15 protein-coding genes are annotated in these 22,380 nt (G+C 39.5%); 9 read left to right on the top strand and 6 right to left on the bottom strand.

The features are described from left to right. Nucleotides 1–10: 10 nt before the first annotated feature. The 3 genes from PGR74_RS10100 to PGR74_RS10110 form a co-directional block, all read right to left on the bottom strand. Entirely contained in the window at nucleotides 11–3,385 is a 3,375-nt protein-coding gene (locus PGR74_RS10100) for a SusC/RagA family TonB-linked outer membrane protein (protein WP_082027566.1), read from the bottom strand. 183 nt (nucleotides 3,386–3,568) lie between these two features. Further along, nucleotides 3,569–4,855, bottom strand: a complete 1,287-nt coding sequence (locus PGR74_RS10105; protein WP_041503024.1) for a site-specific integrase — start codon at nucleotides 4,853–4,855, stop codon at nucleotides 3,569–3,571. A gap of 82 nt (nucleotides 4,856–4,937) precedes the next feature. Next, on the bottom strand, nucleotides 4,938–5,168 hold the full coding sequence (locus PGR74_RS10110; RefSeq protein WP_041503025.1) for a helix-turn-helix domain-containing protein: 231 nt from the start codon (nucleotides 5,166–5,168) through the stop codon (nucleotides 4,938–4,940). 234 nt (nucleotides 5,169–5,402) lie between these two features. Here PGR74_RS10110 and PGR74_RS10115 point away from each other — a divergent pair, with 234 nt between their 5' ends. Further along, a complete protein-coding gene (locus PGR74_RS10115; protein ID WP_052634512.1) occupies nucleotides 5,403–5,963 on the top strand; it encodes an RNA polymerase sigma factor in 561 nt (186 codons plus the stop codon). Between the two features lie 147 nt (nucleotides 5,964–6,110). After that, the gene (locus tag PGR74_RS10120; RefSeq protein ID WP_041503026.1) at nucleotides 6,111–7,292 is read left to right on the top strand and encodes a FecR family protein; all 1,182 of its coding nucleotides are present in this window, start codon (nucleotides 6,111–6,113) and stop codon (nucleotides 7,290–7,292) included. A 423-nt stretch (nucleotides 7,293–7,715) separates the two neighbouring features. On the opposite strand, the gene PGR74_RS10125 is transcribed toward PGR74_RS10120, so the two are convergent. Continuing rightward, nucleotides 7,716–8,195, bottom strand: a complete 480-nt coding sequence (locus tag PGR74_RS10125) for a DUF2059 domain-containing protein (RefSeq protein WP_041503027.1) — start codon at nucleotides 8,193–8,195, stop codon at nucleotides 7,716–7,718. Nucleotides 8,196–8,309: 114 nt separating this feature from the next. Between PGR74_RS10125 and PGR74_RS10130 the strand changes: the two genes are divergently transcribed. Further along, nucleotides 8,310–9,668 carry a S28 family serine protease gene (locus PGR74_RS10130; RefSeq protein ID WP_041503028.1) on the top strand — a complete coding sequence of 453 codons (1,359 nt, stop codon included), beginning with the start codon at nucleotides 8,310–8,312 and terminating at the stop codon, nucleotides 9,666–9,668. Here the strand turns inward: PGR74_RS10130 and PGR74_RS10135 are convergent. Beyond that, a complete protein-coding gene (locus tag PGR74_RS10135) occupies nucleotides 9,657–10,886 on the bottom strand; it encodes a 3-deoxy-D-manno-octulosonic acid transferase (RefSeq protein WP_041503029.1) in 1,230 nt (409 codons plus the stop codon). The genes PGR74_RS10130 and PGR74_RS10135 overlap by 12 nt on opposite strands. A 256-nt stretch (nucleotides 10,887–11,142) precedes the next feature. On the opposite strand from PGR74_RS10135, the gene PGR74_RS10140 reads away from it, so the two are divergent. The 4 genes from PGR74_RS10140 (at nucleotide 11,143) to PGR74_RS10155 (ending at nucleotide 18,206) form a co-directional block, all read left to right on the top strand. Next, the gene (locus tag PGR74_RS10140; protein ID WP_270517074.1) at nucleotides 11,143–12,357 is read left to right on the top strand and encodes a DUF4252 domain-containing protein; all 1,215 of its coding nucleotides are present in this window, start codon (nucleotides 11,143–11,145) and stop codon (nucleotides 12,355–12,357) included. A 96-nt stretch (nucleotides 12,358–12,453) separates the two neighbouring features. Beyond that, the gene (locus PGR74_RS10145; protein ID WP_270517075.1) at nucleotides 12,454–13,866 is read left to right on the top strand and encodes an efflux transporter outer membrane subunit; all 1,413 of its coding nucleotides are present in this window, start codon (nucleotides 12,454–12,456) and stop codon (nucleotides 13,864–13,866) included. A gap of 27 nt (nucleotides 13,867–13,893) precedes the next feature. After that, nucleotides 13,894–15,006: an efflux RND transporter periplasmic adaptor subunit gene (locus PGR74_RS10150; RefSeq protein ID WP_041503031.1), complete on the top strand. Its 1,113-nt coding sequence runs from the start codon at nucleotides 13,894–13,896 to the stop codon at nucleotides 15,004–15,006. A 44-nt stretch (nucleotides 15,007–15,050) separates the two neighbouring features. Next, nucleotides 15,051–18,206 carry an efflux RND transporter permease subunit gene (locus PGR74_RS10155; protein ID WP_041503032.1) on the top strand — a complete coding sequence of 1,052 codons (3,156 nt, stop codon included), beginning with the start codon at nucleotides 15,051–15,053 and terminating at the stop codon, nucleotides 18,204–18,206. Nucleotides 18,207–18,257: 51 nt separating this feature from the next. Here PGR74_RS10155 and PGR74_RS10160 read toward each other — a convergent pair whose 3' ends face one another. Next, nucleotides 18,258–20,420, bottom strand: a complete 2,163-nt coding sequence (locus tag PGR74_RS10160) for a S46 family peptidase (RefSeq protein WP_270517078.1) — start codon at nucleotides 20,418–20,420, stop codon at nucleotides 18,258–18,260. Between the two features lie 274 nt (nucleotides 20,421–20,694). Between PGR74_RS10160 and rlmN the strand changes: the two genes are divergently transcribed. Together rlmN and PGR74_RS10170 are read left to right on the top strand one after the other, a co-directional pair. Further along, entirely contained in the window at nucleotides 20,695–21,732 is a 1,038-nt protein-coding gene (rlmN, locus tag PGR74_RS10165) for a 23S rRNA (adenine(2503)-C(2))-methyltransferase RlmN (RefSeq protein ID WP_181416494.1), read from the top strand. 60 nt (nucleotides 21,733–21,792) lie between these two features. Beyond that, nucleotides 21,793–22,359, top strand: a complete 567-nt coding sequence (locus PGR74_RS10170) for a lipocalin family protein (RefSeq protein ID WP_052634514.1) — start codon at nucleotides 21,793–21,795, stop codon at nucleotides 22,357–22,359. Nucleotides 22,360–22,380 lie beyond the last annotated feature (21 nt).

Genomic DNA, 22,380 nt, shown 5'->3' on the forward strand with positions numbered 1-22,380 from the left:
ACCGACTATTTTAAAAACTTACGTTTAATGTAAAATCAAAACTTCTGGCAAAAGGATAAGACAATCCTCTCTCTTGTTTTACACTCGAGAAATGGGCCACGTCATTCATCTGGAACTGTAACCGCAACATACTCAGTCCAATTCGGTTGATCAAATCCGTATTAAAATCATAACTCAAAGTCAATGCTTTGAAATCTACCCGATTATTCTTCTGAACAAAACGAGAGGTAGGACGTGTCGTGTACTCGCGTTCCTTAATAGATTTCAATTTCGTGCGATCTCCCGGATTTTGCCAACGCTGAGTAAGAACGCGTTTATCCGCATTCGCGTATCTTAAATCCACATTTTCTACCTTATCCACCAAGGTCTGATTGTATTCATACCCTCCGAAATCATAAGTAAAAGTGGCGAACAATGAAAATCCTTTATATTGTAGATTCACACCAAAAGCTCCTGTCACGTCAGGTTCCGTATCTCCTAAAATCATTTGTTCCGAAGCGATCCAATCATAACCGATTGTTCCGTCCCGATAGACATAGATCTCCTTACCGTCGCTCGGATTAATACCCAATGACTTCATACCCCAGATCGAAGTTAATGATCCGCCCTCGGTATATTTCATCAAAGGTTTACTGTACTTGGAATCTTTCCAATTTGAATCGTAATCCGCAAACTCGGCATTCACCCGGTCATTATATTCTTTAAGCGACTCTGAGATTTTCCGGATTTTATTTTTATTATGAGCCAAATTTCCGAATACAATCACATTCCAATCTTGATTTCTCAAAACAGTAGCCCGAACGTCCAACTCAATTCCTTTGTTCTGAACTTCTCCGATATTATCCTTATAACTTGTAAAACCTGTAGAGGCCGGTAAGGTTACATCGGAAATTAAGTCTTTGGTTATCTTATTATACCAACCGATTTTAAATTCAAGAGCATCCTGCAAAAAGCCCAACTCCAACCTCACATCATAATTATCCGTTATCTCCCAGGTCAAATTATCATTACCCATATAGTAGAGTTGTAATGCATTTCCGGTCCCATAATATTTTTTGGTAATCTCATAAGTATGTTTGGCCGCATAAGGTTCGAAATCAACTTTTCCCGTTTGTCCGAAAGTTCCGGTAACTTTCAGTAGACTCAACGTCGGATTACCCTTTAAAAAAGAGTAATTATGTATGTTTAAACCCACACCGAATGAATAAAAAGGAGCTGTTCTTTTCTTAGAGCCGAATTCAGAAGAACCGTCCAGACGAAAAGAAGCGTCAAACAGATAGATATCGTCATACGAATAATTCAATGCCATCAATCCACCGAATAATCGGGTATGATTATCCGTGTAAGTCGGCTCCTGAGTCTCTTCCGCATAACTCGGAGAACTCAATGTTCCGGAGGGGAATCCTCTGTAATAAGTAGATGTTTGGTCATAACGCTCTTCCCGGGCATTAATACCGATAGAAAAATTTATATTATGCTTGGCAAAAGACTGTACGTAATTAGCCATCACCTTCAAATCCCAACTTATCGCTTCCATTTTCGTTTTGGACAAATCACCGCGTAACGCTTTTGATTCGTACACGCTTTTAAATTTATCCGACAGCGGATCCGTGAAAACTTTCGTCCATTCATCTTTTTTGGTGATCGAGAACTGTCCCTGTACCTGCATACCGGTAAAAGCATACCAATTGACTTGAAAATTATTAGTCAAATCACTATACCCTCCTTTATCATAATTATTTAAAATCTTAGCTTCGTAAAAAGGATTTTTCGTGTTGGAACCGTAATGCCAGGGTAAGGTCTTCAAATAATCCCCGTTTTCATCCACAAAAGGCACATAAGGCAATCGTGTTGTATATTCGCTGAAAGTACCATAAGGAGAATTGGTCGATTTTTTTACATCATAACTGACTTTATTCTTGATTTGAAGATGTTTACTCCGATAATCAATTAAAAAACCGGTTCCCACAACTTTACGGCCCGAACCTTTCATTACACCGTTCTGAACATCATATCTTAAATCAACCCCGAAACGAATATCGTTCACACCACCTTCAATATATAAACTGTGCTTATGATTAAATTCATTTCGCAGAGGTTGAGAGATCCAGTCACTATCGACCCCTTTTAGAACATTGTTCCGTTTAGCAATCAACTCTTGTTGTAACTGCTGATACTGTAAATCGTCATCATTTTCATAAAAATCGGCAGCGATCTCCGCATCCAGTTTTTCTCGGGCATTCATCAAGTTGTAGTCCGAAAGATCAGGTACGGTCAAACCTCCGGTGAAATTATAGGAAGCTCTCAATTTACCGGGAGTCGGAGCCTTTGTTTCTATAACAACGACTCCGTTAGCAGCACGAGAACCATAAATAGCCGTCGCCGCGGCATCCTTCAATATAGTTATGCTCTCAATCCGGTTGGGATCAAAATCATACACCTTTTCAACCGTCGTCTCATAACCATCCATGATAAAAATAGGTGTATTGGGATTATTCTTTAAAGCCGTTTGAGAAATAGAGGATTTATCCAATTCCTTTACACCTATTCCGGAGCGTCCGCGAATATAGAATTCCGGCATGGTATTCGGATCCGATCCCATATCGTTGTTTCGCATGATACGAAAAGAAGGATCGAACACTTGCAACACATTAATTACATTCCGGGAAGAAACCTTTAACAAGTCTTCTTTCCCTATTCGAATCGCATTTCCGGTAAAACTGGATTTCTTAATGTTGGCATATCCCGTGACCACAACATCCTTCAATGTTTCGGTTGCCTCTTTCATGATCACCTTTATATGAAGGGAATCTTTGATAACAATCTCCTGAGTCTCCATACCGATAAAAGAGAATACCAACGTTAACTTTGCCGTATCCGGAACAGACAACTTAAATTTTCCTTGAGGATCGGAACTAACTCCAATGGTAGTTCCCTTAATTCTGACGGTAACACCGGGAAGCGGCTGTTTCGATTCATCCATGATCTCCCCCGTAACGGTTTTCTCTTTCTTTTCATCTGCCGAACGGGCCGTCAGCACAAAGATATCATCGACTACCTTGTAGGTTAAATTCGTGTTTTCCAAACATTTGTCCAATACCTCCCGGATAGTCTTTTCTTTCATGTCCAAATCAAATCTGTTCGTAGATTTTACTTGTTCGTGATTGTAAAGGATTTCACACCCTATCACGTTCGTTAAATATTCCAGCGCGGAGAGCAAGGTTACATCTTTAAGATGTACTGTAACGATCTTGTTTTGTTGACCATACAGATTTTCTCCGAAAATAGACAAGACCGTAAAAAGCTGGATAAAGAGAACTATACTCCCTTTATAAAACAACTTTCTACATCTGTTTCTAAAGAATGAATGATCGTTTTTTCTCATTTTTGTAGTAGTTAAATTATAAATAATTATTCACGCATTTTTATCGAATTCATTGGTGCCGACAGCCTCTCAATAAATACTTTTGTCCCCGACGGACAATTTGAACAATTACTTATGCATTAATTATAAATGAGTTGTATTGGAACATTATTCTTTGTCGGCCATGATGTAAGCCAAAATGGATTATAATCCTTTAAAAAAAGGATGTTCCTGCAATTGTCTTGCGTTATCTTCTTGCGTTATGCGGATATAACGTAAAAAAACTTTCTCGGAAGAATGTCCCGTAATTTTCATGATGGCAAGTGTCGGTACGTGCGCCAGATAAGCATTCGTGGCGAACGAGCGGCGGGCCGTGTGGGCTGTCACCAGTTGCCATTTTTCCAAAATTTTTTGCACTTTCTGATTTTTTCTTGTCTCTTCAATAATAATAGCCGATTTTATACCTGCTCCTTTAGCTATTCTTTTGATATATTCGTTAAATAGACTATTAGAAGGTACGGAAGGAAAACCGAAATCATATTTTCGAATAATTCTTTTTACGATGGGATGCAAAGGAATTTCAATGATCTCGTTCGTTTTTTGTGTTTGAAGCCGGATGGTATTATTCTTGGTTATATTCTCTCTTTTTAGTCTGGAAAAGTCGGAAAACCGTAATCCCGTGTAAGCAGCCAAAATAAACATGTCTTTTACTTTTTCTAAATGGACGGCACAGTCATATTGGTCGATTTGTTTCAACTCCTGTGTTGACAGATAGATTGTTTCTTTGTCTTCTGTTGGTTTTCTAAACGTTTTTTTTCTATAATCATCGCTTACGGTAAAGCCTTTTTCATACGCACGACGCATCCAAGTCTTTATATGTTTGATAATTTTTCCGACCGTATTTAGTTTGTAGTTGTGAACTATTAAATACTTTGTAAAATCATTATAAAAATCAAGATCTATCTGGTCTAAGCGAAGTCTTTTTCGTTTATGATCGAAATATGTTTTCAAGATCTTGACACTACACCAATGACTTGTCAAGGTGGAAGGACGATAGTCCGATACATCTTTCAAATAATAGTGGACAAACTTTAACAAATCGCAAGAGGAGGAGAGATTGGTTTTAGGGTCCAATTTGAAACGGATTTGATTTCTTACATGTGAAACCGTAGGAACTTGCTTTTTCCTTTGACATTCTTGCAGAATATCAATAAGTGTATTTCTGGTTTGTTCTATTTCTGAATTTATATTCAGCAAATGTTTTTTTAATATCGGGTTCCCTTTTAAATCTGCATTTACTCTACTGTCTATAACAGCACAACCGTTTTGATTATCCCAGTATAGAGGATTGATTTTCAGTTGACGCGGTAAATAATAAGTAAACCTACCATCTGACAACATCATACGGATTTGTATCAAACTCCAATTTGCCTTTGGCCTGAATAGACTGAATCTGATTCGACCAATAATTCGATCTATATTTGTATTCATAAATTGTATTTTTCCAAACGGCCGATAAATATGCCAATTGATACGCCAGTTTGTTAAAGATCAATTCTTCTATTGCCATTATTTATTCATTGTCGATATGAGGAAAAAAATCCCCGGGGGCACACTCCAAATACTGTGCGATTTGATAGAGTTGCGTTACACTATATTTTGCCGGATAGTGCAGGCTCTCGACTTGCCCGATAAAACCTAAGGATACACCTATGCCATAAGCTAACTCTGCCTGGGAAACTTTCAATTCCAAGCGGCGTTTCTTGATTTTTTCAATGACTTGTAGATCTATCTTAGATTTCATACCAACAACTTACCTATGCGAAGTAACTGAAAAATAATATTTTTGTACTTAGCAGTACTAAGCAGAATGTTATGTGCCACTAAGTCAATAAGTAGTAATCTCTGTAATATTAACGAGTAACGATTCTTTTTGTTACCCAAAAAATATTTTTTTGATATAATGTCACCCGTTTGTTAATTTTTTTTGTCATATACCATACGGATATGTATATTTGTTATAAAATACATCTAATGTATGGCGGAATTAACACATTATACTTCAATTTTTGCGACAGATGAAAAATGCAAAGAGACGTTTTGCAAATTTTATCCGGGATTGTGCCTTTTTGCGCATCGTATAGTAAAAAATTTCGATGAAGCAGAAGATATTGTCCAAAATACATTTATTGCTCTGTGGAATAAGAACGTAGAGCTGACAAAAAAGACATCACTGAAATCTTATTTATATAGTTCTGTTTATAATGCTTGTATTAATCACGTGAAGAAGCAAGCTTACGTTGGTGAGAAAATGAAAGAATTTCATCAAGAAGAATACGATGATAAAAATTACTTGTTACAACGTATCGAGAATGAGGTGATAGAAGAAATCTTTCATACGATAGAGCGTCTCCCGGAAGAGTGTAAGAAAGTATTCAAATTAAGTTATATTGAGGGACTTGAAGTTAATCGGGTTGCCGAAATATTAGATATTTCGGAAAACACAGTGAAAACTCAACGATTGCGAGCACGTAAATTTTTAAAAGAAAATCTGAAAGACCTTTTTCCGTTATTATTACTTTTTATACCGAATCTATAAAAATACATAGATTATGAATAAGTGCGAGAAGTATTGAAATACAATATGTTATAAATTGATGTTTTTTTGATAAAAAAATAAACAAGTATTGTCACCCTCGGGACGTTATTTTTTGTCATATACATGAATTGTAATCCAAAACTAAAAATGGAAAAAGAAGCAACCATAGAAATCATATCAGAATTAATCATTAAAATGATTAAAGGGACTATTGATATGGATGAAAAAGTTGTTTTGGATAAATGGATTGCACAATCCTCCGAAAACAGAGCATTATACGAGCATTTATTAGATGAACGGTATGCTTTGAAACAGTACCAACTTTATCAACAGATAGAACCGGAAAAAGTTTGGGGTAAAATTTCAAAGCGAGAAAAGAAACAATATCATTGGATTCGTTTTGTCGGATATGCTGCTTCTGTTTTATTATTAATAGGGGGAGCTTTTCTTTATTGGCCTGAACAAGACCAAAAGAACGAAGAACGGGTGTCCGTAATGACTGTCCAAAATAATATTTTACCGGGAACAGGGAAAGCGACATTGATTCTTTCCGACAAACGAGAAATTCAATTAGGGCAGGAACACCAAGTTCAGATGATGGATAGTACAGGTATGCGTTTCAAAAACGATTCATCTACTCTATATTATTCGACGGAAACATCGCTAACGGATACAAATGCGGGAAATGACATTCATACTTTAGTCGTCGGGCGTGGAGGAGAGTTTTGCGTGCAACTGCCAGATGGGACTGTCGTCTATTTAAATTCAGATTCTAAATTAAGATATCCATTGGTTTTCAATTCTGAAGAACGCAAAGTATATTTAGAAGGAGAAGCTTATTTTGAGGTGAAATCTGATAAAAGTCGGACCTTCGTTGTTGAAAGCAAAGGTTTCTCGATTAAAGTTTTGGGAACTTGTTTTAATGTATCGAATTACAAAGAAGACGATGTTTCGCGTATCGTTTTGTTAAGCGGGAGCGTGGAAGTTGCTAAAGCGGATAAAAATTACAGGCTTACTCCAAATCAAGCATTGGAGATTACGGAGAATAAAATCGAAATAAAGAAAGTCAATGCCGTAAATTCAATTTCGTGGAAAAATGATAAATTTTATTTTTCAAACGAACGTTTGGAAGTGGTTATGAGAACATTGGCCCGTTGGTATGATGTGAATCTTTTTTATACGAATCAATCTATTAAGGACTATCATTTTTCGGGGTTTATTCCAAAATACGAGAAGATATCCAAAGCATTTGAAATTTTGGAGTTAACGGCCAGAGATGTAAAATTTGATGTTAAAGACAAGACCGTGAAGGTCATGAAATGTGAATAATTAACCATATCGGATTTGAAATGAAATTATTCATCTTGACTATAAGATGAAGTAGAGAGTTGTATGTATTAATGGTATGTATGTGAAATCTGATTAAAAAATCATGAAAAATCCAATACGGTTATTGTTGTTGAAATAATTAGATTGTCCGTCGGGGACAATAACATATTAAAGCCGGTAAACAAACACAGGATTAAGAATCTGAAACATATTCTCACCAAGCAAGTATAGATAAAAACAAATTCCCTCACTTTATATCATATCATAAAGTCGTAAATCACATACTTGCGAATATTGAAGGAATTAACGTTATTAGAGATCATCGGTATTTCCAAAAGTAATACTTGGCAATATGGTATTTTTTATAAAAATGGGATCATCCAACGAAGAATGATCCCATTTTTGTGTCTCGTTAAACAGGTATTATTGCATGGGCAAATATCCTTTGTCCTGTAACATTTTTTGAATTTTCATGACAACTTGTTGACCCCATTGTTGTCCAATCTGCATACTACCTTGCATAATCAGAGGTTGGGCTGCAGCCAATTTTTTCCCGATCGGAGTTTCGTAAAATTTAATAATCTCTTCCAAATCCGTCTTTGTCAATTGCTTTTCATAAACAGGAGCCATCATCGTTATTAAATCATCTAATGCCGTCTTTTCTACCTCTGCTTGAATAGCATCAAGAGCATCTGCCGGAACATTGGGAAGCTGTTGCTTAATTGCTGCAAACATCTGGGGAACCATCATTTTAAAAGATAAGTCTGCACCCGAGATCTGCATCATTTTTTTCAATGTTTCAACATACTCTTTTGAAGGCTGAGTTGCCGGTGCTGTTGTTTGTGCTTTTGTTCCAACCCATACAAAAAGGGTTAAAACGACCATGATCATAATCTTTTTCATAAATCCTTTTTTAAATTATTCTGCAAGTATATCGATTTTACATGAAAAGCTATCATAACTCGAAGAAAAAATAAAAATATTTTATAAATTGCCGTCTAAATAAAACAATGGATCATGAAACATCTATTTCTATTTCTTATTACAATGGTATTTATGTCAGTTACCTCATTAGCTGACACTTCTCTATTAAAAAGATTGCAAGAAATTAAAGAAATCTCCGATATCAAAAAAATGGATATATCTCCGTACAAGGAATACTACGAATTTTGGTTCGAACAGCCTGTTGACCATTCAGATCCGAGTAAAGGGAATTTTAAACAAAGGGTTTTGTTGGGACACCGCGATTTCAATGTACCCATGGTTGCCGTTTTAGAGGGGTACGGCATCCACACGGCAAACGAAAGTGAACTTTCTGAACTCTTTAACACAAACCAGATTACGATAGAACACCGTTTTTTCAATCAAAGCGTACCCTCATCCGGAATCCCCTGGAAATACCTCACGATTAAACAGGCCGCAGCCGATCAGCATAACATCATACAGGCCATCCGGAAAATATACCCCGGTACCAAATGGATATCCACAGGGATCAGTAAAGGAGGGCAAACCACTATATACCACCGTTATTTCTATCCGGAAGATGTAGAAATAAGCGTCCCTTACGTGGCTCCCATGAATTTGGAAGCTATTGACCCCCGATTGGAAAAATATTTGGACAATTTAGGAGGAACTCCCGAACACCGGAAATTGTTTGAAGGCGGAGGCAAAGATATCAAATGGCAGATCATCGATTTCCAGAAACGATGTTTTGAAAATCTAAATACGCTCGTGCCCAAGATGCAAGAATTTGCCCGGGGCCATAACTATACCTTCCTTACGGTAGGCGGAGTAGAGAGAGCTACCAAATTGGTTATTTTGGAATTCCCGTTTGCCTTCTGGCAATGGGGAGCCGACATAAACGATATGCCGACAGAAGATTCCAGGGATATGAATGAAATTTTTAACTATTTGGTAACCGTATCTTCTCCCGATTTCTTCGACGATAAATCCATCGTGAAACTTCAACCCTTTTATTATGCAGCCTTAACGGAAACCGGTATGTACGCTTATGACATCAAACGATTCAAAAAATATTTTAAAGAAGAACCCGATAATACCATTGATTTCCATTTCGCATTACCTGCCGGAATCGACAAGGTTTCATTCAACACGAAGCAATTACAGGCGATCAACAAATGGCTTCAAACGAATGCTCAAAACATGTTGTTTATATACGGGGGACTTGATCCCTGGAGTGGAACGGCCGTGGATTTAAAGAAAAACGAGAAGTGTTTGAAATACGTGAAAGCAGATATGGACCATAAGTGTAGAATACAGAGTTTCGAAAACTTGACAAAATCAGCTATACTCAAAAAACTGAATAGTTGGATTAAAGGTATCGAAGAAGAAGAATCAGAGGAATTAATTTATTAATTGACGAATAATCTGTTCGGTAGCTCCCAACCGACTACAAACAAAATTCAAGGCATTCGTTCCGGCCGTCTCCGTGATTGCCGGATTTTTTATTAAGGAATCCATAAGAGCCGTAAATTCATCCGTACTTTTTATCGTAAATGCCCCTCCGCATTCCAATAAATCCACAGCTTCTTTAAACTTATGAAATTTAGGACCAAAAATAACCGGAACTCCGTAAATAGCAGCTTCCAACGTGTTATGAATCCCTTTACCGAACCCTCCCCCGATATACGCGATCGCCCCGTAACGGTAAACAGAAGAGAGTAGCCCTATGCAATCGACTAACAGAACACGACAAGCGACAAGATCTGCCCGCTCATCCGTAAAACGGGCTATTTTTTTCTTACAACCGTCCATAATTTGTTTCAAGTGGCTCTCCCCGATTTCATGCGGCACGATGATCCATTTATAAGTATCATCTTGCCTGTTAATATAATCGAGAATAATTTCTTCATCTCCGGGCCAAGTACTTCCACAAACGACAGCACGTTTATCCGAACAAAAAATCTCTACCCGATCAATTTGTTTGGCAAGATCCGCAATTTGCTTTACCCGATCAAACCGCGTATCACCCGTTTTTTGAACGTTAGTAATCCCAATAGACGACAAGAGCCGGACAGACTCTTCATCCTGTACAAAAAGTTTCGTGAAGAATCCCAACATCTTCCGATGCAAACCGCCCCACCATTTAAAGAATGGTTGTTCTTTTCTGAATATGGCCGAAATCAAATAAACGGGAATCTGACGTTTGCTTACTTGGTGCAGATAATTATACCAATACTCGTATTTTACAAAAACAACGGCATCAGGACGTATGGAATCCAGAAAATGCCGAGCATTTGAAAGAGTATCTATAGGCAAATAGAATACATAATCGGCACCGGCGTAATTTTTACGTATTTCATAGCCGGAAGGTGAAAAAAAAGTCAATACTATTTTTGTCTTCGGTTCCTTTGCACGTAACATCTCCATAACAGGACGCCCTTGCTCGAATTCCCCCAACGAAGCAGCATGGAACCAAACCAATTTACCCTCTCCCCGATCTATATTTTTCAACTTCTCCCCAAGACCTTTTCTCCCTTGTATCCATAAAGAAGCTTTTTCATTAAAGCAAGCAGCAATACGAATTGCAAAAAGATAAAATACAATACCGATATTATATACAAATACAGACATACCTTATGATTTTAACTTATGAATCTCCGATTTTACCCCCAATTTAATATTTTCTACGGCAGAATTTTTTCCTTTAAATAGTTTTCACCGTAATTTCCTTTGATGTTTTATCACGCCTCAAAGGTATAAAAATTCTAACCTGATAGCATAACTTTTGTAAATAACGTTAAGCATAAACGATCATCTTGATTATTCATTAATTTTACCGGAGAATTAACACGAAAATCAGTCACAATATAAATTAAAAACTTAAGTTATGAAGATTCTGAATCTATTCATGGGCATTATGATGAATACCATTCTCATTTTCCCACTCCAAGCACAAATTGGAAAAGAGATGAAAACCTTCCGTAACAAAGAAGGAATAACCGTGACCATGCTGAACCCGTCACTTTACGGATTATATAAAAAGAATAATCTTTCGCTCTCCGCGGAAGAAGTACTTAAAAAGGTAAAAGAAATCAATGTTCTTCAGATTGACCGCCAACAAATAAAAGCCAACGTCCTCGAGAATATATACCATCGGTTAAATCCCCTATTAGAAAACGAGTCAAAATACAACCAAGTGCAAAGTTATCAAGGCGTCACGAGAAACGAACGTATTTTCGTCACGCAAAATGACGATACGATTACTTCCCTGGTTCTATGGAATGAGGAAAAAAATAAAACTACGATCATCGAACTGAGGGGAGATATCGAATTGAACAAGATTCATCTATTGGCAAATGCCCTTCAGGTAAAGGGTATGGACGTTCTCGCCTACATCAATGCACCCGAACAGGAAGAAGAAAACATCCTGGACAGACATCAGGAACTTTTAAAAAAATTCTTACAAGAAAACCCCTTTCATAATGACTCTACCACGCTAAACGGATTTTTAAAAAATCACCGTGAGCGATTGGGTAGCATGGACGAAATGTTTGCACGAATGCAAGAAATGATGGAAAACATGGGGAATTCATTTGAATATCGACAAGGAACGACTTCAGACAACGGCTTAGAAGAGTTTATGTCCAACGGCTTAGAGGTCATCCAAGAAAACGGAAAAACCAAGATTAAAGTCAATGCTCAAAATTCGAAGATCATCTATTTAATCGACGGAAAAGAATTTTCTGCCGACAGTATAGGTAATCGTATTCCGGATGAAATCGCCACCGTTAATATGGTTCGTTCTCCCGAAGATCCCAAAACGTCCTATGTCGTGATCAATACCAAACAAAAAGCCGGCAGATTCATCAGTTACGCCGACGGTATTTTAAAATTCAATCACGAGCATCAGGATTATACTTTTAACATAGATAAACTGGACGAGCCGATTTTAATCATTAATAACCGATTAACCAGAAATTTGGATATCGATCCGGCAGATATTATCCAAATCCGTCCTATAACCGAAATCGAGAGTAAAATATTGGGATATCCGTCTGCCCAGGTCATTATCATTGTCGATAAAATGATATTCGGTTTCTAACTTTTCCAATAAAAAACCGTATAGCTGCAAAAGAGAAAGTCGTCTTTCATCTGGACGACTTTCTGTGAATTGTATTAAACGATCAACAATACGTTTATGAGACAAGCAGCAATACCGATGAAGCCAGGAGTTTTTCTTCTGATTATTACCTTTATGATTCTTCACCCGAGCTTTGGCCAAAACAAAATGATCCGGTCAAAGCAAGAAAATGAGAATTCTAATCTGCAACAACCCCTTCCCTCACAAGACGAGTGGTGGAAATTATTCAAGGATCCGATTCTTGACTCGCTAATTATTAAAGCTGTAAATAGAAACTATGATGTACGGATTGCAATCCGTAAAATCGAAATGGCAAAATCGAAATTAAGAGTAGACCGTAGTCCGTACTACCCCTCTATCGATCTTACCGTAAATTATGCTCCTGAAAAAAGCAGTCTGAGCGCAGACAAAAAAAACATAATCGAACGGAACGGAACAGCAACACTAAATTTAAATTGGGAATTGGATATATTCGGAAGAATTCGTAAAGAGAGCTCTTCCCAAAAAGAGTTCTATCTGGCAGCCCAAGAAGATTACCGGGGAGTTATGGTTTCCATGGCAGCCCAATTATCAACGGCCTACATCAATTTACGCACGGCACAAAAACAACTTCAGGTAACACAAGAAAACTTGGAATCACAAAAAAAGGTCATGGAATTGACCGTCTCTAAGTTTGACGTGGGATTAGTATCACAATTAGATGTCGCACAATCCAAAAGCCTGTATCTACAAACAAAAGCCAGTATTCCCGGAATAGAATCTTCCATAAACGAAGAAATTAATCTAATCAGTGTTTTAATCGGGGAACACTCGGACCTCCTGCGGGAGAAATTACTAAAAGCCGAACCGATCCCGACCAATCCGAGAAAAGCAGCTCTCGGTATTCCGGCAAATCTTATCCGGCAACGTCCGGACGTTCGTTCCGCAGAACGAACCATTGACGGTTTAGCTGCCGCGGTCGGAGCCAGTCGCGCCGACTGGTGGCCAAAATTCCTACTTACCGGATTTTTCGGGTATTCATCGGAACAGTTTGAAAACTTCACAGACCGCGACAACATGATATGGCAAATCGCTCCCACGATGAAGTGGACCATTTTTAGCGGTCGTAATCTCGTCGAATCGGAAAAAACAGCTCAATTACAACTGGAAGAAGAAATTAACAATTATAATCAAACCCTATTGACCGCCATTCAAGAAGTGGACAATGCCATGGTCACCTATAACAAGTCATTGCAACAAATTTCGGCTATGAAAGAGGCTTTCCAGCAATCCAAACTCACGTTAGAATTGGCCATAAACCTGTATAAAAGCGGATTGACGAACTACCAGAATGTCCTCAGCTCGCAAGTAAGTTTGTTAAACTACGAGAACTCTCTGATTCAAGCCCAAAGCATATCGCTTCGGTACCTTATCCAATTATATCAGGCATTAGGAGGCGGATGGCCGATCGGAGACCGTCTCGAGAAATAAAGAAATAATCCATAAAAACAACATACAATGAAACGACTGACTCATCTTCTTGGAATATCATTTATAACGATAAGCATCATCGCGGGAGGTTGTGGAAAACCCAAAACACAAGAGGCTCCACCTGCTCCCTCTATCGAAGTAAGTAATCCCACGCAACGGACAGTCGTATACACGTTTGAATACCCCGGCTATCTGGAGGCAGAACAAACGGTAGATTTAGTTGCCCGAGTTCCCGGTTTTTTAGAAGAGATCCATTTCAAACCGGGTCAACGCGTGCATGAAGGACAACTACTCTTCGTCATCGAACCCCAACCTTATAAAGATAAGGTACGCCAAGCAGAAGCCACCCTGGAGAGCACTAAATCTCAATTAGCTTATAGCAAAGCTTCCTACCTAAAGATGAAGGATGCCGTAAAAACAAACGCAGTCAGCGAAATTGATTATTTACAAGCAGAAGCCAATTACGGGGAAGCCATGGCCACTTACGAAGAAGCCCACAGTCAATTAGATTTAGCCCATATCAACCTGAACTACTGTTACATAAAAGCACCCTTCTCGGGCAGAATATCCCGGAATCTTATAGATCAAGCCAATCTCGTCGGCACGGAAACGACTACGTTAGCCACCATTTATAAGGACAGCAGGATGTTTCTCTATTTCAATATGGCTTACCAAGATTACGTAAAAATGTCGCAAACGGCCCCGAACCAAGCGCCAAAACAGATTACCATCCAAGATGTAAATACTCCTGAAAAAACATGGGTGGGAACATTAGACTATACCGCTCCCAATATAGATTTAACGACAGGAAGCCTTACCCTCAGAGCCACCATTCTAAATCCTAACGGAGAGCTTCTTAGCGGACAATACGTGAAAGTGATCATCCCATATAAAACGGTTACCAAAGCTATCCTTATTCCGGAAGGTTCTATCGGAACCAACCAAAGCGGAAGATTCGTTTATATTGTCAATCCCGATAATACGGTAGAATTCAGACACGTGGATGTGGGAGTACTCACTCCGGACGGAATGCGGGAAATCACACAGGGAGTCGAAATGGGAGAACGATATGTAGTGGAAGCTCTCGTAAACGTTCGTCCCGGAATGAAAGTAACCCCTGTACTCTCCGTACCCAAGTAACGGACGCTGTCAATGATCCATTTTAATTTAAATCTTCAAATTCTATGATGTCAACATTTTTCATTAATAGACCCATCTTTGCCACCGTACTATCCATATTGATCGTCGTGGCCGGATTGGTTACCCTCCGCAGTCTACCCGTGGAACAATACCCCACTATTACTCCCCCGACCGTAGTTGTAGAGGCGAGTTATCCGGGAGCAAACGCGACAACCATTTCTCAAATGGTAGCCACCCCCATCGAACAACAAATCAACGGAGTCGAGGGAATGCTTTATATGTCATCTACTTCTTCAAGTGCGGGGGTTTATAAATTAACCATCACATTCGAAGTTGGAACGGATCTTGATATGGCAACCGTATTGGTACAAAACAGGGTAAATATGGCTCTTAGTACCTTACCTCAAGAAGTGACCCAAATCGGAGTCACGACGACAAAAGAATCGACAAACGTGGTTATGTTTCTTTCCATTACTTCCGACAATCCGAATTACAACGCACTTTATCTCTCCAATTACGCGGAACTGAATTTAGTAAACGAATTGGGACGCGTCAAAGGAGTCGGAAACGTAGGACTATTCGGAGCCGGGAATTACAGCATGCGTATTTGGTTAAACCCCGATTTGCTCACGATTCGGGGAGTTTCGCCGGAAGAAGTTATTGCCGCTATTAAAAGTCAGAACATACAAGTAGCAGCAGGATCGGTCGGCTCCATGCCATTAAATCAAAAAGTAGCATTCAAATATACTCTTGAAACCCAAGGCTTATTACTGAACGAAGAGGAGTTCGGAAACATCATCATAAAAGCTTTACCCGGAGGAAAATATTTACGAATAAAAGATGTAGCGACCATCGAATTAGGCAATGAAAGCTACAATGTAGAAGCCACTTTAAAGGGACAAAACGTAGCCGCTATAGCCATCTACCAACTCCCGGGGGCAAATGCTCTCGACGTAGCTGAACGGGTAAAAGCCCAGATGGAAAAACTGGGTTCCTATTTTCCGGAAGGTGTTCATTACAATATCACCTTAGATACGACCGAATTTATTAAAGCATCTATTAAAGAGATATACAAAACCTTAGGTTCTGCATTTATACTGGTACTTATTGTCATTCTGCTATTCCTGCAAAACTGGAGGGCCATGTTAATACCTCTTATTACTATCCCGGTATCTCTGATCGGTACTTTTACTTTCATGGGGCTATTAGGCTTTTCTATTAATACCCTAACCCTCTTCGGTCTTGTTTTAGCTATCGGCTTAGTCGTAGATGATGCCATCGTAATCGTAGAAAACAGTTACCGATTGATTGAAACCGGGAAATACGACAACATGAAAGAGGCCGTGAAACAGGCTATGAAAGAAGTATCCGGAGCCATCGTCGGTATCGTTTTGGTTCTGTTGGCCGTATTCATCCCGACGGCATTCATTGGAGGAATTACGGGATCGCTCTATAAACAATTTGCCTTGACGATTGCCGTAGCCACGGTAATCAGCGGATTCAACGCTTTAACTTTAAGTCCGGCTCTGTGTGCTCTTTTTCTTAAACCCAAACAACCGTCCAAGTTCTTTTTATTTAAAGGTTTCAACCGTTTCTTCGAAAAAACCACGAACGGCTATTTATGGGTAGTAAAAGGCTTTATGCGAAAATCCGTATTGACTTTTATCGTTTTTATCCTCCTCTCCGTCATCGCTTTTGTTCAATTCTCGAGAGAACCCCAGACCTTTATTCCCAATGAGGATCAAGGGTACTTTATCATCTCCATGCAATTGATGGACGGAGCCTCCTACTTCCAAACGGCTAAAGCAGTTGAGAAAGCCAGCAAAATATTAGATGAACTGGATGGAGTAGAGACCTATATTACCATCAACGGTTTTTCCATCATGGACAATGCCGAAAGTTCCAATGCCGCATCTATTTTCGTGATGCTAAAAAATTGGGACGAACGCAAAAATAAAAGCCTTAGTGTCGGATCTATCGTTAATCGTTTCAACGAAATGGCCTATTTACAAATTAAGGAAGCCGAGGCTTACGCCGTTTCTCCTCCACCCATTCCCGGATTGGGTGAAAGCAGCGGTTTCCAAGTCATGATAGAAGATATCAACAGTTACGGTCCCCAAATGTTACAACAAGCGACAGACGCTTTGGTACAGGCAGGGAACGCCCATCCCGGATTATCTTCCCTGCGTTCCACGTTCAGCGCCAACGTACCCCAATATTTTCTAAATATAGACCGGGATAAGGCCGAACTCATGCAAATCCCCATCGGAAACATATTCAACGCCTTATCCAGTTACTTAGGCTCCGTTTACGTGAACAATTTCGTTAAATACGGACGTACTTACCAGGTCAAACTGGAAGGGGCTCCCGACAGTCGTCGATTAATCCACGATGTTCTTTATTTAAACGTACAAAATGCCGAGGGTAATATGGTTCCCCTTTCGGCATTTACAACCGTAAAACAACAACTCGGAGCCGAATTACTACCCAAATACAATACTTACGTGGCAGCCATGATTTCCGGAGAAGCCGCCCCCGGTTACAGTTCCGGCCAAGCCCTAAACATCATGGCACAACTTATGCAGGAAAAATTAGGTACTTCATTCGGCCATGAATGGACAGCCTTGGCGTATCAGGAAGAGAATGCCGGATCTACCACCTCTCTTATTTTCGCCTTAGCCATTATCGTTGTTTTTCTGATTTTGGCCGCTCAATACGAGAGCTGGACCACCCCGTTCGCGGTAATCATGGGACTCCCCATTGCTCTTTTAGGCGTCGTGATCGGCGTTATGATCATGAATTTGCCTATCAGTGTATATACGCAAATCGGCATTATTCTGCTAATCGCACTAACGGCTAAAAATGCCATACTGATTGTCGAGTTTGCCCGGGATTACCATAACGAGGGAAAATCAATCTATGAAGCTGCATTGGAAGGAGGAAGAGTTCGTCTACGTCCGATATTAATGACCTCCTTCGCTTTCATACTCGGTACTTTCCCCTTGGTTATCTCCACCGGAGCAGGTGCGGCCAGCCGTATATCCCTCGGCATCGCCGTCTTCGCCGGAATGTTGATGAGCTCGTTAGTCGGTACGCTGTTTATGCCTAACTTTTATTACATGATGCAATCCCTACAAGAACGCTTGGGTCGAAAAAAGCATAACCTTCCGGCAAAACAAAAGTGCTGTATGCCCAAATAAAAAGAGTCGGCAGTAATCTGCCGGCTCTTTACCCATATAAAAACTTCTCTATTAATATACGATTGTCATCTCGTCAATCAAATTTTTAGCTTTAGCCATTTTATCGATAATAAATAGAACATAACGGGTATCCACATTGATACAACGTTGCAGATTCTCTTCAAAATCGATATCTCCGGACATCGCTTCGGAGTTTCCGTCAAACGCGGCTCCGATTAATTCTCCGTTAGCATTGATTACCGGAGAACCGGAATTTCCTCCGGTAATATCATTGTTTGTAATAAAACAAGCCACGACATTATCCGTTCCGTAAGGAGCGAAATTCTTAGCAGCATACAAATCCTTCAATTGTTGAGGAACTTCGAATTCACCGCCTTTAGGTCCCTCTTTTTCCATCACTCCCGTCAGAGTCGTGTAATAATCGTAAAATACGGCATCTCTCGGTTTGTAACTACCGACCTTACCATAAGACAAACGGATCGTGGAATTAGCATTCGGCGCCCATACCTTATCCGGATTCATCTTCATCAACCCGTTTACAAACAAACGATTGCCCTTGGCTATATTTTGATTCATCTCACTCGTCTTGGCACTCATACCGATATAAAACTCAAAGAAAGACTTCCCGGCTTTATATGCCAAATCTTTCTCCAATTTCTTCATGTCCGGTTTTTCCAAAAACGCCGTAAAGGACTCTTCACTCGCGTAAATCGATTTATCGAACATATCCTGAGCGAATTTTTCATAGTTGCCTTTATACTTTTTATTTATAAATTGAATAATCTCCGGATACATCTCTTCTCCCACCGACTCGCTGTAAATCTTAAATAAAGTAGATACTAAATTTTTATCTATCTCAGCATTAAAATCTTTGTAAAAATCCTTCGCGTATTTCTTCAAAACTTCCCTTATCTTCTCTTTTTTATCATCGGAAAGCGTATCTTTTTTAGATAACTTCTCGAGCAAATTACTCGTACGGAAAGCAAACATATGAAGTTCCGGTCCTCCCAATGCTTCTTGCAAATAGGCCATAGCTACAGAGTAATCAGCCATATCCTCGTAACCCTTCTTAATCAGGTTCAAAGCGTTTCCGTATTTAGCTTTACGTGCAGGATCCGCATTAACCCAAGCAGTAAATTCGTTTTCAATCTCAAGCTTATTGGCCATCGTGTTCAACTTCTTCAATGCTATATTCTGCTCATGGGAATACTTCCAATAATTAGCACAACTGGCATATTTAGAAGCATATTGAATACGGGTTTTCGGGGAAGCATCCATTCCTTCTTTCATAACCCGAAGTTTCTCCGTACGCACCTTGTAACGAATATCATTGGTAACATCCATGGTCTCTTTTAATCCGAACGAGGTTAAAAAACGATCCGTGGAACCGGGAAATCCCATAGTCATAGCGAAATCTCCATCCTGAATTCCTTTAGCAGAAACCGGAAAATGATGCTTGGGTTTTAGCGGAATATTCTTTTCCGAGAATGAAGCCGGCTCTCCGTCGGGACCGGTATAAATACGGAACAAGGAGAAGTCCGCCGTATGGCGAGGCCACATCCAGTTATCAGTATCTCCCCCGAATTTACCCATACTTTGGGGAGGAGCTCCGACCAAACGAACATCCCTATAAATCTTATATACCAACAAAAAGAATTGATTGCCTTCAAACATATCCTGTACCTGAGCACTTAAATTCGTACCCTTGGTTACTTTCTCCACGATCAATTTAGATATGCTATCGATCGCCACGGCTCTCTCCGATTCCGTCATATCATCGCTCAACACGGCATTTACCTGATCCGTCACGTCTTCCATCCGTTGAAGAATGGAAGCGGTTATTCCCGGATTCGCCAATTCTTCTTTCAAACTATATGCCCAGAAACCATTGGAGAGATAATCATGTTCTATTGTAGAATGAGATTGAATCGCACCAAAACCACAATGATGATTTGTCATCACCAACCCCTTCGGAGAAATAATCTCGCCGGAACAGAAATGACTAAAAGGACGACCTTCCCGTCCTAATCCCACTACTGCATCTTTTAAACACGCTTGATTTATTGAATAGATATCTTCAGCCGATAGTTTACAACCCATGGCTTGCATCGTGTCGATATTCTTGTTCAACAAGGATAACAACCACATGCCTTCATCCGCCCGAGCTATAGACGCTGAAAGCAAAGCAAAAACAACAATAAAAATTTTTCTCATCTGCTTCATTTAAACATTCATTTTATATAATCCAATTTTAAATTTACACGTACACGAATCCCGATTAATCACACTTTCAGGCAAACGTCGGCAAATATACAATAAAATCAATTAGAGCCAGCATATTCACTTTTATTTAACTTGTTATTAAAAACGAACGGACAGAAACGACACCCGTCAAAAGCAGATTTTTTTATCCGGAAACCAGAAAAATAAAACGTGATTTCAAAAGAAATCGTTTTCTTTCTATCTTTGCCTTCGTAGAAAAGAGATTATGGTAGAAAAACGAAATATCAGGAAATGTACCGGGAAAGAGATCTCCGATTTCCTTGAACAGCAGGGAGAAAAGGCGTTTCGCACGAAACAAATCTGGCAATGGCTCTGGCAACGAGGTGTAACCCGATTCGAGGACATGACCAATTTATCCAAAAATACACGGGAACTATTGGATAAATATTTTGTTATCAAAACCATAGCCTTAACCCACATCCAAAAAAGCAACGACGGAACGACCAAATTAGGTTTCACGTTGGATGATGGGCAATTGATAGAGTCCGTACTTATTCCCTCACGGGATAAAGCCACAGCCTGTGTTTCGTCTCAGGCAGGATGCAAATTAAAATGCAGTTTTTGTGCCACGGGCGGATTGGGTTTCACCCGAGACTTACAACCCGAAGAAATTTTCGATCAGGTAGTAGCCGTAAAGAAAATGGCTGAAGAACGGGGATTGATTTTCTCCAACATTGTCTTTATGGGCATGGGAGAACCTCTCCTGAACTACGATAATGTAATGGAAGCCATCCAAAAAATAACCTCCGAAGAGGGATTAGCCATGTCTCCCTACCGGATCACCCTTTCGACATCCGGCATTCCGGAAGGAATAAAAAGATTAGCGGATGATCAGGTCCGTTTTAACTTAGCCATATCTTTACATTCCGCCATTAACTCGACCAGAAATCAAATTATGCCGATCAATAAAGCATATCCTCTTCCGCAACTGGCCGAAGCCATTAAATATTTCGTGGAAAAAACCGGGACTCGTCCGACATTTGAGTACCTTCTTTTGAAAGGGATTAACGACAGTTTGGAAGCCGCAAAAGCACTCGCCTCATTTTGCCGGCAATTTCCGGTTAAAATCAATATCATAGAGTACAATCAAGTCGAAGGAGCAAAATACCAACACAGCCCGGCAGAGAATAGAGATTCTTTTATTCGCTTTCTTGAAAGCAAAAATATCGTTGTCAATCTACGACATAGCAAAGGAAAAGACATTGATGCCGCCTGCGGTCAATTAGCGAATAAAAACCAATAACATTTTTCCCATGACACTCGTAGAAATTAGATCAAACATCTAATTATCAACACTTATGTCATGAAGTTATTTTTATTTTTGATGCTGTTCACGGGAATCAGCATCTCAGGAGGAATCGGGCAAACCGAAGGGAAAGTCGACAACACGGCAATAGACAGTCTGGACATGGATAGATACGCCGGACTATGGTATGAAATCGCCCGCTTCGATCACCCGTTCGAGCGAGGTTTGGTAGGGGTCACAACAGAATACATCATCAAATCTAACGGAAACATTGAGGTCATCGGTTGCGGATTCCAGGACAGCCTGAACGGAGAAAAACGGGAAATAGTAGGGAAAGTACATATTCCGGATAAAGACAAACCGGGAATTTTAAAAGTTACTTTTTTTCTGATCTTCAGCGCGGATTATTATATTCTGGAAGTAGAAGACGATTATAGTGCTGCCCTGATTGGAAGTTCCGAAATCGATCATCTTTGGATCGTAAGTAGGTCACCCAAAATTTCGAAGAAAAAACTAAACGATTTATTAAAACGAGCTAAAAAAAGAGGCTACGATACCCAAGCTCTTATATTCATCCCCCATAAACTTAAAGGAATTGAGCAAGAGGTAGCTGACAGGCAATAATTTCGCTTATTATCTCAAAAT

The sequence above is a fragment of the Sanguibacteroides sp. AM78-02pH3A genome (assembly GCF_027666085.1).
GTDB classification, from domain to species: Bacteria; Bacteroidota; Bacteroidia; order Bacteroidales; family Marinifilaceae; genus Gabonibacter; species Gabonibacter massiliensis.